This window comes from Christiangramia fulva, from assembly GCF_003024155.1.
Lineage (GTDB): Bacteria > Bacteroidota > Bacteroidia > Flavobacteriales > Flavobacteriaceae > Christiangramia > Christiangramia fulva.
The window spans coordinates 1,849,562-1,863,506 of sequence record NZ_CP028136.1 but is presented as its reverse complement, the minus strand read 5'-3'; the positions used below and the strand labels follow the sequence as shown (position 1 = coordinate 1,863,506).

The following is a 13,945-nucleotide window of genomic DNA, read 5'->3' as shown; positions in this document are numbered from 1 at the left end:
AGTTTTTACAGCTTTTTAAGAGCCAGTTTTATAATTGATTCTACGGAAGAGCCGGGTTCCTCCTTCAAAATCTTCTCCACAACTTTACCGGCCTGGCGCCGGTTGTAACCCAGGATCTCTAAAGCAGATAACGCTTCTTCCCCGCCAGTATTGTTCGGAGAGGCCAAAACTTCAGTATCTCCCATCACTTTTAGCACCTTATCTTTTAGATCAAGAATAACACGTTGGGCAGTCTTTGAACCAATTCCTTTTACACTTTGAATAACCGCAACATTTTCACTGGCGATAGCTTCAGAAACTTCAGAAGGCGTAAGGGAAGAAAGCATCGTCCTGGCGGTACTGCTCCCCACTCCGGAAACCGAAATGAGCAATTTGAAGATCTCCCTTTCCGACTTGTCCATGAATCCGTAGAGCGTATGTGAATCTTCCTTCACCTGTAAATAGGTAAAAAGACTAATTGCTTCCGAATCGGGAATCAGTGAGAATGTATGAAGTGAAATATTTACCGTATAACCTACCCCGTTACAATCTATAACGACATGGGTAGGATTTTTTTCAATTAATTGCCCCTTTAAATGATGAATCATGAAAAAAACTTAGCTTCTGCATCAAATGTAGTAAAATAAACCAAAGTCAAAAATACCCTGCTGCTTTACTAACCCCCCTGGTAATTTTATTTTTTAGCTTTCTTTTCCTTTTCCTGGGCATCCACTACTGCGACTGCCGACATATTGACCATTTCCTCAACACTGGCACCAAGTTGCAGGATATGCACCGGTTTTTTCATTCCCATCATAATTGGCCCTATAGAATCTACATTATTAAGCTCTTTGATAAGCTTATAGGTACTGTTAGCCGAGTCAAGGTCGGGATAAATAAGGGTATTAACCTTTTTCCCCGCCAGTTTTGAGAATGGAAATTTGTTCTGCAGCATTTCCCTGTTCAGGGCAAAATCTGTTTGAAGCTCACCGTCTACTTTCAATTCGGGATGAAAACGGTGTAAATACGCCACGGCATCTTTCACTTTTCTGGCGCGCGGATCTTTAGAAGAACCAAAATTGGCATAAGAGATCATCGCAATCACAGGATCCATTCCGAAAAGCTGTACCGTTCTTGCGGTCATTTGGGCAATTTTAGCCAGGTCTTTTGCAGGAGGATCTATATTTATTGAAGTATCACTGATGAAAATGGGCCCTCTGGAAGTATTCATAACATTGGTTGCCGCCACACGGGAAACGCCTTTTGCCATTCCTATTAATTCCAGCATGGGTTTAACCACAGTTGGATAAGCCCTCGAATATCCTGAAAGCAGCGCATCTGCGTCACCTTCATTAACCATCATCGCCGCGTAATAATTGCGTTCCCGCATCAATTTTTGAGCGTCATATTTTGTAACACCATTGCGATGGCGGGATTCCCAGTAGGTTTGAGCATATTTTTCAAGCTGGTCTTTAGCTTCATCTGATTTTGGATCGATAATTTTAACATCGGCCTCAAAATCTATTTCGTTCATCAGTTCCTGAATCACATCTTTCCTTCCCAGTAAAATAGGAATTCCAATCCCTTCATCATTTACGATTTGAGCAGCTTTTAGAACATCCAGATGATCGGCTTCAGCGAAAACTATTCTTTTCGGATTTGTTTTTGCCCTGTTGAGAAGGAGACGTGTAATTTTATTCTCATTACCCATTCTTTCCAACAATTCCTCCTCGTATTTCTGCCAGTCCTGGATATCCTGTCTTGCCACACCGCTATCCATCGCGGCTTTAGCTACTGCCGGCGGCACTTTGGCGATCAATCTTGGATCAAAAGGCTTCGGTATAATATATTCAGGCCCAAAATTGAGACGGGTTTCTCCATAGGCGATATTGACCTGTTCGGGAACCGCTTCTTTAGCAAGCTCGGCAAGGGCTTTCACCGCGGCCTTCTTCATTTCCTCGTTGATCTTGGTGGCTCTAACATCAAGTGCTCCGCGGAAGATAAACGGAAATCCGAGTACATTATTTACCTGGTTAGGGTGATCACTGCGGCCTGTTGCCATGATCACGTCTTTTCGCGTTTTCATCGCCAGTTCATAATCGATCTCCGGGTTCGGATTTGCCATAGCAAACACGATGGGTCTTTTAGCCATGCTCTTCAGCATTTCAGGAGAAACGATATCGGCAATGGAAAGTCCGATGAAGACATCAGCATCTTTCATCGCCTGGTCAAGAGTATCTATTTTTCTTGAAGTCGCAAATTCCTCTTTTTCTTCAGAAAGATTATCGCGATCTTTCCGTATCACTCCTTTGCTGTCAAGCATCACGATATTTTCGGCTTTTGCTCCAAATGATTTATAGAGCTTTGTACAGGAAACGGCCGCCGCTCCGGCACCACTTACCACAATCTTCACTTTTTCGATCTTCTTCTTGGCAAGTTCCAGCGCGTTTAACAATGCAGCTGCTGAAATAATAGCGGTACCGTGCTGGTCGTCATGCATCACCGGAATATCCAGCTCGGCCTTCAGGCGACGTTCTATTTCAAAAGCCTCGGGAGCCTTGATATCTTCCAGGTTAATACCTCCAAAAGTAGGAGCGATATTTTTAACCGTTTCTACGAATTTATCGATGTCTTTAGTATCGACTTCGATATCAAAAACGTCTATATCGGCAAAAATTTTAAATAGCAAACCTTTACCTTCCATCACGGGTTTGGAAGCCTCGGGACCAATATCTCCCAAACCAAGCACCGCAGTTCCGTTAGAAATTACCGCCACCAGGTTTCCTTTGGTAGTATATTTATAGGCGTTTTCTTTATCTTTTTCTATTTCCAGACAGGGCTCGGCAACGCCAGGAGAATATGCCAGTGATAAATCGCGCTGGGTCGCGTATTTTTTGGTGGGTACAACTTCTATTTTTCCAGGTTTTGGTTTGGCGTGATATACCAAAGCCTCTCTTCTCTTACGCGAATTATTGCTCATAATTTCCATTTTTGGCGGATAAACAAAGGTAGTAAGGCTGAAGCTAATTAGAAATCTAATCTTTTAAAAAGCGTATATTTCTTTTCAAGCCTTCATATTTGGTCCTTTTCACAGCAGATTTCCTAAAAATCTCATTGAAAGTCTCCCGTGTGATCTCTTCCCAGTCTTTTTTATCATTCTCAAGCAGCTTAGGATGTGGATCAAAAAGCGGCTCATTATGAGATTTGGAAAAGCGATTCCAGGGGCATACGTCCTGGCAGATATCACAGCCGAACATCCAGTCTTCAAATTTGTCGCGATAGGAACCAGGCAGCTCATCTTTTAATTCAATAGTAAAATAAGAGATACATTTGCTGCCATCTACCCGGTAAGGCTCGTAGATCGCATTGGTAGGGCAGGCATCAATACAGGCAGTACAGCTGCCGCAATGATCGGTCACCGGAGTGTCGTATTCCAGTTCAAGATCAACGATCAGTTCAGCAATAAAATAGAAACTTCCTACCTGCTTTGTAAGAAGATTGGAATTTTTGCCAATCCAGCCGAGTCCGCTTTTTGCCGCCCAGGCTTTATCAAGAACAGGCGCGGAATCTACAAAAGCCCGGCCATGTATTTCCCCAATTTCATCCTGAAGAAAACTCAGCAGGCTCTTTAATTTATCTTTTATAATGAAATGATAATCCCTTCCATAGGCATATTTGCTGATCTTATAAGAATCTTCACGCTGAAATTTTTCCGGATAGTAATTCAGCAAAAGGGAGATCACCGATTTGGAGTCAGGAACAAGTTTGGTTGGATCCAGACGCTTATCGAAATGATTTTCCATATAGCGCATTTCACCATGCCTTTCTTCAGAAAGCCATTTTTCCAGTCTCGGCGCTTCTTCTTCCAGAAATTCGGCCTTTGAGATACCACAAGACATAAAGCCGAGGCGTTTTGCTTCGGCTTTGATTAGCCGGGTATGTTTTTGTTTCGTATTCAAAATCTCGTGACAAAGCTATTCATAATACTACAATTATCTATTTCAGGAGAAAAATAAACCCTTCAAAATTTTGAAGGGTTTTGAAATATAAAAATTCCATCAAAATAACTCTTAAGGAAGGTCAAAGTTTAAATGAGCAAAAACACCGTCTTTGTTTGCCATTCCAATCCACGCATGAAGTGTCCATGCCTCAACATCAGCATTATACTCCCACTCATCAGCATCACCAATAAAACCTTCTGGTGGCAGACCAGGATTATCCGGATCGGGGACGAAAACGAGATATTCCACAGCTACGAACTTCATGCCTCCCTCTCCATCTGGGGCATACAACAACATTTCTGGCTTATCAAACTCAAAAATGCCATCGGCATAATCCATATTGAGATAATGATACCCCATATGAGCCCAATAATCGGTAGCCTGAATACTCCATCCTTGAGCCATTCCAGCCTTAATGTTGTGAAAAGATCGCGACTTTTGAGTGAGCCAGTCTATCTGATCCTGCCAGGTATCAAAATGAACTGGAGCTTTAAGATCCAATTGCAGTAGTTCTTCGTCATTAGCTGGCTCCGTGCTACAGGAATAAAAAAATAATAAAGTCAACATTGCTAAATTGCCAATTACTCTGTTCCAGAGCCATCGGCCAAAAAAGATTTTGTCTTTCATAATTGTGAATTTTTGGTTAGAACATTTCTGAATGCATTGCGTGTTTCACACCATCCAGTATGCTAATACAATGTAGCTTTAACCTGTTTTAAAGCATGTAACAAAAAATTCAATTACTTGTACAAAAAGTTCATAATACCAAACTTTTAATTTAGATATTCGGAAGGATGAATATTAAAATGTTTCTGAAAGCATTTTGTAAAATATGAAGGGCTGTTAAATCCGCTGGCGAAGGCTGTTTCCGCGACATTTTTTTCAGTTTTCATAAGCTTTTCCAGGGCCTGATGCAATCTATATTCCCGAAGTACGCGGTTAAAAGAATGGCCGGTGGTCTCTATACAGCGGCGGTAAAATTGGGATTTGCTCATAGACATGGTGTTTAGATAATCCTTCATTTCAAAAAGAGGATTCTGCCAGTTATTGTAAATTACTTCAATCAGGCTTTTAAGGAAATTTTCATCGGCTTTTGAAATACATCGAACCGAAGGAGAGTTTAAAAGTGTACTATTTTGAGCACTTTCCATCAAATTAGTTACAGTATGAGATACTATAATATTACTACTGTTTTCAAAACAACAGATAAAACGGATAAACCGCAGGGTATTCTCAAATAATCCAGGATTTTTTTCTACAGGCTGCCCTGCATGAATACCAATCTTCAAATCAATTTTTTCAAGATCATTGTGGAGAAAATTCTGAATATCGATGGCGCAAATTACCGCCTGAATGGCTGAAGTAAAAGTGGCCACGGTTACGCCCTTTCCACTCTCGGCAGCCATTCCGTTGTTTTTTAAGATCTGATGTTGCGAAACTTTTTCAAAGGCATTTAAATATTCCCCGGCCTTCTTTTCCCCCAGTTCATGCACCAGCCGCTGCCGATCTCTAATTCTAAGCATCAGAAGAACTCTGAATGCAGGATCATTAAAAACCTTTATTTTTTGATCTATCATGTAGTCTACTACCTCGGGATCATGTATTCTTCCCAAAAATGCCTTGATCACCCTGCGATCTACTTCAATAATTTCATCTGGCAGCTGTTTATGACTGTTTCTGTGCAATTCATAAACCGCTTCCTTACTGGGAGCATCTACTAAACAATAAGCGTTTCCTCTTTCCTTATCAAACCAGTAGGTTAGGCACTTACAATCGAAATCTCCCTGAATTTTCAGGTCCATCTGGTGGGCCATGGCAATATCTTCGGCAGTTAAGCCCTGGCCGATATGAAGATCCATAAAGACTGGCATGATATAAAGAAGTTAGTTAGATCAAATACCAATATACTGAAAATCAGTATTTAAATTTATTTTCAATCGGAAATAACATAAGGGATAAACAGTAAATCGGGTGATGGTGATTTTTGATGATGATGACCCTTATCTAATATAACCTCTTAAAGTTAACGCGTTGGTATTGCTGAAAATGCCACAAATTCTCCAAATTATTGAAATTTTAGACCAGACTTGTTTGTGTACTATCAAGTTCATTTTCAGGTCAAGCCTCTCCACCTAACAGAAATTCAGCTATTGAAATTCCATGGCTAAAAAACTTAGATATTTTACTTCGTTCTTGGTCAACCTGACATGTTTTTGGTTAATCAAAAGAAAGTTCCTCAATAGTCTTCTTAAACACCCGGTTTTTAAAGAATTAAAAAAAGAAATAATTAGTAGAATTTTTCAGAATTCTAATTTCCACTACTATACAATTTAAAAAACCGTCTAAAATTAGTGAGACGGTTTTTTCTGATTGGTTAATTGAATTCCACTTTAAGAATTTGCCCCACCGGAGGACCAAAACCAGCATTTGAAATATAAAGAGCTCCCTCTGGACCAAACGTCATCCCAGTGGGAAAGGTTAGATTGTCAATAATTACATCCCTGGAATGATCATTATTTAACCTAACCACTCTTCCTGTACCAGGAGCCGGACCATTATCTACCGCTGAAGTTTCCAGCACATACATTCTGTTTTGAGCATCAAAAGCTACTCCTAAAATCCCTGTAAAATCTTCTGCCCAGATCTTTACCTCTCCATCGGGAGTTACTTTGAAAATTTTTGAACTACCTTTAACCAGCGGAAAAGTTCTTAAATTGCCCACATAAAAATTGCCGTGGAAAGCAATTGAAGTAGGAACATTATGTCCATACTGAGCCGAAAAATCAAGTACGCGTGTGATTGTTCCATCGGTGGTAATCTTAATTAAATCGCCACGGTTTGGCTCAACGGAATATAAATTTCCTCTAACATTAATGAGATCATAGAGAGTTCCATCCGGTTCAAAATCATCTTCCTCTGGAGCAGCAACAGGATTGTTGGCTAAGTAATCGCTAATATTCGCCACCACAGACCAGCTTCCGTCGTTATTAACCTTTATCACCGAAGTTGGATAATCAGGATTGCCATGAGAACATCCTGCGTCGAGCAAAGCGTAAAGTTGATTTTCAACAAATTCAATATCTGCAACTCCCATGGTAAAACCAAGAGCATTCACATCAGAAGGCAATTGACTTACAAGATTAGTAATTACACCGGCAGGAGAAATTTTCAGAATAGAAGAAGTATTTCCTCCAAGATAGGGCCCAACCGGAGGAATCACCTGTTCGCATGAAGTTAAAAGAGTAGTTCCTCCCGTTCCGGCACTTGCTACATACAGGTATCCGTCAGGTCCAAACTTAAGACCGCGTGGTGACGGAATGTTAGATGCAAACTCGGTAACCGTGACGTTTACATTTCCTTTTTTATCAGTTGGTACATTTCCATGTAAAGAAACTGCTTGAAGTTCAGGAATGTCAGCAACACTTTCCTCTTTAGAACACGAAACCAGGAAAGTCAGGAAAAAGACGAGACTCACAAGGCAGACTTCGTTTGTGATTTGAATGTTAAATTTTTTCATTTTAACCTCTATTTTAAATTAATAAATACATTTAATGTGAGGGCAGTCATTGTTAGGAGCAGTTAGGATTTGTATTTGTTATCACACAATCTTTTTACACTTTTAAGGTCTAATAAATTTATTATAACCTTTTACTCACCGATAGAAAATAGGTTATTTCACTTTCAATTTATTAAAATGCGGAAATAGGATTACTGTAAAAATCAGACAATTAAAGAATGCTTTCCGGAGCGTCGAGATATTTTTCCGTAATGGGAATTATATCCTCCCGAAAACTAGAAGGGGAAAGAGAAACTTTTTTCTTAAAGTCATGTGCCAAATGAGCCACATCATAATATCCGGTTTTAAAAGCAATTTCAGATAAGCTTAATAATGGATTTCGATGAATAAAATTAATTACACTTACAATTTGCCATATTTTACAATATGCCTGGGCAGATAGCCCCACTTTTAGCAAAAACTTTCGGTTAAAATTTCTTTCACTCATACAAAACTTAGCTGACAGTTGTTTTATGGTTAGCTGTCCACCCATTTTCCGAATAAAATTTACAGCATGATAAATTGGATCTTGAAGATACAGGCGTCGGGGAGGTAAAATTTTTGCAAGTTCCTCTTTCAAGTAAGAATTATCGAAAGAATGGAACATTTCATTTTTTTCAAGGTATCGCAGGGTTCTTCCATTGTTCTCCAAAACATTTGAGATTTGTATTTGCCTATCCACAATTTCACACATAGGAATTTTTAGAAAATAATATCCTACCACAGGATGTACTTTCACCGCATATCCTTTTCCCATACCATGTTGTTCAAAATGAAGAGAATTTTCTGATAATAATCCGGTTATATAAAGAACATTCGTATAGCCTGAAGTTTTGTGGTAATTTAAAAATCGGCATTTAAAATCTTGACCTGTATATAAATTGAAAACGAGATACCCAATTCTTGGAAAAAAGGTACGGTACCAACCTTTTATAGAAGTTTCAATGATGGAATACGGAATTTTATATTCTCCAATGGAATTAATCCCGGCTCCAAATTTGAGATGAATGCCGGATGTTTCATATATACCCGTTTGCTGCAATTTCTCCACAGAGAATAAGTCTTAAGTGACTATTTTACAAATAGATAACCATAAATATACCTAAAGAATTCTAGAAAATAATCTTTATTTCTCAAGTTCTATTCATAAACTTCAGAAGTGCATTCTTCGGCTTCAGAGTAATTAAAGGTTTGATCTCAATCTCATCTTTGACAGGTAGAATGGTATATTTTGAAATAATTTCCTGAACCGCAATGATCATTTCGAACATGGCGAAATTATTGCCTATACATTTTCTGGGGCCCGCGCCGAATGGAAAATATTGTGAAGAATATTGTTTCGGATTTTCAGAAAATCGCTGCGGGAGGAATTCATCAGGTCGCTGCCAAAGATCAGGATGCCGATGAATTTCATAAATGGAAAACAATAAATTTGATCCCGCCGGAAAAAATTTCCCGTTAAACTCATCATCCTCGATATTTACCCGGTCAATAAAATAAGCTGGCGGAAACAGGCGCATTCCTTCTTCTATTACCTGCTGGGTAACAGGTGAATTTGTAACAACAGCCATAAGATCTTCTGAAGCCTGATTTTGAGTTTCCTCAAAAATCTTATCCTGCCATTCCGGATTTAGCGCCAGTAGCTGGGAAATAAAACTCAGGGCATTAGAAGTGGTTTCATGGCCGGCGATAAACAACACAAGAATTTCATCTATTAATTGCTCATCATCCATAGAATTACCATCATCGTACCTCGCTTCCAGGAGCATATCCAGCAAATCATCATATTTTTCATCAGACCTGCGCCTTTCATCAACAATTTTTTGCAGAATTTGCCTTGATTCCCGCGTAAGCTTCAGATAATGTTCAATTTTTCCGCTTATTTTAAACCACCAACCCAGATAAGGCTGGCGAAGTTCCCGAACGAGCATCTTTTGAGCCGATTCGGTAATGAACTGAAGCCGATTGATCTCTTCCTGCGTCGCGGCACTGCTAAAAAGAGATTTTACTACTGTTTGAAATGCGAGATCATTAAAAAACGGAAAAACATCAAAAGTTTCATCAGTTTTTAACTTTGGAATCTCTTCTAAAATTGCCTGCTTGATGGCTCCGAGCAATTTGGCGAGTTGTTTTTTATGAAAGGCCGGCTGAATGAGCTTGCGCTGTTTTCGCCAGTGTTCACCATCTGACGTTAGCAATCCCCTGCCGATATATTTCGCAAGATCTTTAGTCTGAATTGTTGATTTTATATAGTTCTTTTGGTTCTTCTGAAGCACATATTCAGCGAAAGCAGCATCCCTCGAAAAGATCACCGATTTACCGATGCCAATATTCAGCCGGAAAGTATCACCTTTTTCTTCAAAATTCTCATGGTGAAAGGGAAGTGGATTTTTAAGAATATTAGCTGAATGCTTAAGAAATTTGGAAAGTGGAACTTCGGGGATATTATTTTCTTTTTTCATGGATAATTCATTCTGCTTTATTAAAAGCTGATACTTCAATTGTCACATTGAGCGGAGTCGAAATGTGATAACCAAACCCGGCTTCGACTCCGATCAGCCTGACAGAAATAGCAAACTTCTTCGTTTCTAGAATTACTTCGAAATATTTTATTTCCACATTGCTGTCACATTGAGCGGAGTCGAAATGTGATAACCAACCCGGCTTCGACTCCGCTCAGCCTGACAGAAATAACAAACTTCTTCATTTCTAGAATTACTTCGAAAAATTTTTATATCCACTTTGCTGTCACATTGAGCGGAATCGAAATGTGATAGCCGAACCCGGCTTCGACTCCGCTCAGCCTGACAGAAAAAGCCAACTTGATCTTTTCTAGAATTACTTGGAAATATTTTTATGGTGAGTTTCATTTTTGCATTCCGATAAAATTTTTATTCTATCAAAATCACCTTTTACCAAAGCTTCTTTTTTAGCTCTAGTCCATCCTTTTAATTTCTTTTCAAAGTATATAGCTTCTAGAACATCATTGAACTCCTGTTGAAATTCAAGTTTCAGAGGTCTTCGCTTAAAAGTATAACAATTACGATTAAAACCGGTGCTATGCTCTATTATTCGTCTGTCCAAATCATTGGTGATTCCGATATAATAAGAATTGTCCGCACATTTCAATATATAAACATAATAACTCAACATTTATAGAATAGTTTAGGCCTCAACTGATTAAAATTTAAATGCACTTTGCAGTCACATTGAGCGGAGTCGAAATGTGATAATCTAAACCGGCTTCGACTCCGCTCAGCCTGACAGAAAAAGCGAATTTCATTTTTTCTAGAATTACTTCGAAATATTTTTAAATGCACTTTGCTGTCACATTGAGCGCAGTCGAAATGTGATAATCCAAACCAGGCTTCGACTCCGCTCAGCCTGACAGAAAAAGTAAAAATCAGCCTAAGCTTTTTGATTTACTGATCGAACAATCCTCCCTGGGAACTTCCTTTTATTCGACCTAAATGTTTATAGGCATGTTCGGTTACTTCACGGCCTCTTGGAGTTCGATAAATAAATCCCTGCTGAATAAGAAAAGGTTCGTATACCTCTTCGATGGTTTCGGCACTTTCACTAACAGCCGTCGCAAGAGTTGTAATTCCCACCGGACCGCCTTTGAACTTATCTATGATGGTAGAAAGAATTTTATTATCCATTTCATCCAAACCATGCGTATCAACGTTTAAAGCCTTGAGTCCAAATTGGGCAATTTCGAGGTCTATTCTTCCGTTGCCTTTGATCTGGGCAAAATCGCGAACCCGGCGCAGCAAAGCATTTGCAATTCGGGGTGTTCCGCGGCTTCTTCCGGCGATCTCTATGGCGGCATTTTGATCTATTGGAACTTTAAGGATCTCGGCGCTTCTTTCAACAATCCCTGAAAGCAGTTCGGTAGAATAATACTGCAGCCTGCTGGAAATACCAAAACGAGCTCTCATGGGTGCGGTAAGCAGTCCTGAACGAGTGGTAGCACCGATAAGGGTAAACGGATTAAGATTAATTTGAACCGTACGCGCATTAGGCCCTGTTTCGATCATGATATCTATGCGATAGTCTTCCATAGCAGAATACAGATATTCCTCCACAATGGGGCTCAATCTATGAATTTCATCGATGAAAAGGATATCCCTTTCTTCAAGATTGGTAAGTAAACCGGCAAGATCCCCGGGTTTATCCAGGACAGGCCCTGAAGTTACTTTGATACCTACCTTCAATTCATTGGCGAGAATGTGGGCGAGAGTGGTTTTTCCTAATCCCGGAGGACCATGAAACAGCGTATGATCTAAAGCTTCACCCCTCAAGTTTGCGGCCTGCACAAAGACCTGCAGGTTCTCCAATACCTGTTCCTGGCCCGCAAAATCATCAAAACTTAAGGGACGCAGGGCACGCTCTATATCAAATTCTTCAGGAGAATAATTTTCTCCCGTGGGATCCAGGTTCTCGTTCATTAGTATCAATTCTTAACCAGGGTGAATATAAGAAATAAAAATTCAATTTTTTTCAGGAAAGCGGCTGATAAATTAATCAAAAAAGCCCTTTCCGTGTGGAAAAGGCTTTCAGTTTATCCTATAATAAAGCTTTTAGTGATTAAGCTCCTCTTCGTTTTCCTGTAAAGGAACGGTCTGCGGAATAAAGTCCTGACCTTTGATCACATATTCGCCATCTTCATTTTGTTTTGAATAGTCGTAAGGCCAACGATATACTGCAGGAATTTCTCCCGGCCAGTTCCCGTGAAGGTGCTCAACAGGGGTGGTCCATTCAAGCGTATTAGATTTCCATGGATTCTGAACCGCTTTTTTACCATAAAACATTGAATGGATGAAATTGTATAGAAATACAAGTTGTACCAGTGCGGTAATTAGTGCAGCTACAGTGATAATCACATTTACATTAGCAAAGTCGTCAAAATATGGGAAATAAGTGTTGGTATAGTAACGTCTTGGAAGACCGGCAATACCAATAAAGTGCATTGGGAAGAACACTCCGTAAGATCCTACGATGGTAACCCAGAAGTGAACATACCCCATGTTCTTATTCATCATTTTTCCGAACATCTTAGGGAACCAGTGGTATACACCAGCGAAAAGACCGTAAAGTGCAGAGATTCCCATTACCAGGTGGAAGTGAGCCACTACGAAATAGGTGTCATGAACGTTGATGTCAAGGGTCGAATCCCCGAGGATGATACCGGTAAGACCTCCGGTGATGAAGGTAGAAACAAATCCGATAGAAAATAACATTCCGGGATTCATTTGCAGATTACCTTTCCATAAAGTAGTAATCCAGTTAAAGGCTTTTACCGCAGAAGGAATAGCGATCAATAAGGTTGTAAAAGTAAAGACCGATCCCAGGAATGGGTTCATTCCCGAAACGAACATATGGTGGCCCCAAACAATAGTTGATAGAAACGCAATCGCTAATATTGATGCTACCATCGCCCTGTACCCGAAAATAGGTTTACGGGAGTTGGTAGACATAATTTCAGATACAATACCCATTGCAGGAAGTATAACAATATAAACCTCCGGATGTCCAAGGAACCAGAATAGGTGTTCGAATAAAACCGGTGAACCGCCATGGTGATTTAATACTTCTCCCTGTATAAATATATCACTTAAGAAGAATGAAGTTCCAAAACTACGGTCCATGATAAGAAGTAACGCAGCTGAAAGTAATACCGGGAATGATACCACCCCGATAATAGCTGTAACAAAGAACGCCCATACGGTAAGCGGAAGCCTCGTCATAGACATTCCTTTAGTTCTAAGGTTGATCACCGTTACAATATAATTCAAAGATCCCATCAGAGAAGAAGCGATGAAAATAGCCATGGAAACCAGCCAAAGCGTCATACCTGTTCCCGAACCGCTAATCGCCTGCGGAAGGGCACTAAGTGGCGGATAGATCGTCCAACCGGCCATCGCAGGACCTGACTCAACAAATAAAGAGCTGAGCATGATCACACTTGAAAGGAAGAACAACCAGTAAGAAATCATATTCAGAAAACCGGAGGCCATATCCCTCGCTCCAATTTGCAGCGGAATAAGAAGGTTACTAAAGGTACCACTCAAACCTGCTGTAAGCACAAAGAATACCATGATGGTACCGTGAATGGTTACCAGTGCAAGGTAGATACTGGGAGACATTACTCCATCTGGAGCCCATTTTCCCAATAGCACTTCAAAAAGCCAGAAAGAATGCTCAGGCCATGCCAACTGGATACGGAAAAGAACAGACATCGCTATCCCGATGATCCCCATGATAAGGCCGGTAATAAGATACTGTTTGGAGATCATCTTATGATCCTGGCTAAATATATATTTAGTTATAAAAGTCTGTTTATGATGATGTCCGTGATCCTCGTGATGATCGTGTGCCGGTGCGTTTGCGATTGCTGCTGACATAT

General features: G+C 40.0%; 11 protein-coding genes. All 11 read right to left on the bottom strand.

All coding sequences use genetic code 11. The features are described from left to right. Nucleotides 1–5: 5 nt before the first annotated feature. A complete protein-coding gene (gene ruvA, locus C7S20_RS08570; RefSeq protein WP_107012092.1) occupies nt 6–587 on the bottom strand; it encodes a Holliday junction branch migration protein RuvA in 582 nt (193 codons plus the stop codon). An 86-nt stretch (nt 588–673) separates the two neighbouring features. Continuing rightward, complete coding sequence (locus tag C7S20_RS08565) at nt 674–2,959, bottom strand: NADP-dependent malic enzyme (protein ID WP_107014157.1); 2,286 nt, start codon at nt 2,957–2,959, stop codon at nt 674–676. 55 nt (nt 2,960–3,014) lie between these two features. Then, nucleotides 3,015–3,938 (bottom strand): tRNA epoxyqueuosine(34) reductase QueG, encoded by a 924-nt coding sequence (queG, locus tag C7S20_RS08560; RefSeq protein WP_107012091.1) that lies wholly within the window; start codon nt 3,936–3,938, stop codon nt 3,015–3,017. Nucleotides 3,939–4,049: 111 nt separating this feature from the next. Further along, a complete protein-coding gene (locus C7S20_RS08555) occupies nt 4,050–4,607 on the bottom strand; it encodes a hypothetical protein (protein WP_107012090.1) in 558 nt (185 codons plus the stop codon). Between the two features lie 146 nt (nt 4,608–4,753). Beyond that, nucleotides 4,754–5,851 carry a nickel-binding protein gene (locus C7S20_RS08550; protein WP_107012089.1) on the bottom strand — a complete coding sequence of 366 codons (1,098 nt, stop codon included), beginning with the start codon at nt 5,849–5,851 and terminating at the stop codon, nt 4,754–4,756. Nucleotides 5,852–6,354: 503 nt separating this feature from the next. After that, nucleotides 6,355–7,497, bottom strand: a complete 1,143-nt coding sequence (locus C7S20_RS08545) for a ScyD/ScyE family protein (RefSeq protein ID WP_107012088.1) — start codon at nt 7,495–7,497, stop codon at nt 6,355–6,357. Between the two features lie 211 nt (nt 7,498–7,708). Next, on the bottom strand, nt 7,709–8,587 hold the full coding sequence (locus C7S20_RS08540) for a helix-turn-helix domain-containing protein (RefSeq protein ID WP_107012087.1): 879 nt from the start codon (nt 8,585–8,587) through the stop codon (nt 7,709–7,711). Nucleotides 8,588–8,669: 82 nt separating this feature from the next. Then, nucleotides 8,670–9,998: a cytochrome P450 gene (locus tag C7S20_RS08535; RefSeq protein ID WP_193510803.1), complete on the bottom strand. Its 1,329-nt coding sequence runs from the start codon at nt 9,996–9,998 to the stop codon at nt 8,670–8,672. A 376-nt stretch (nt 9,999–10,374) separates the two neighbouring features. Further along, nucleotides 10,375–10,689 carry a GIY-YIG nuclease family protein gene (locus C7S20_RS08530; RefSeq protein ID WP_107012086.1) on the bottom strand — a complete coding sequence of 105 codons (315 nt, stop codon included), beginning with the start codon at nt 10,687–10,689 and terminating at the stop codon, nt 10,375–10,377. Between the two features lie 269 nt (nt 10,690–10,958). After that, nucleotides 10,959–11,987, bottom strand: coding sequence for a Holliday junction branch migration DNA helicase RuvB (ruvB, locus tag C7S20_RS08525; RefSeq protein ID WP_107012085.1), 1,029 nt, complete (start codon nt 11,985–11,987; stop codon nt 10,959–10,961). A 132-nt stretch (nt 11,988–12,119) separates the two neighbouring features. After that, a complete protein-coding gene (locus C7S20_RS08520) occupies nt 12,120–13,943 on the bottom strand; it encodes a cytochrome c oxidase subunit I (RefSeq protein WP_107012084.1) in 1,824 nt (607 codons plus the stop codon). Nucleotides 13,944–13,945 lie beyond the last annotated feature (2 nt).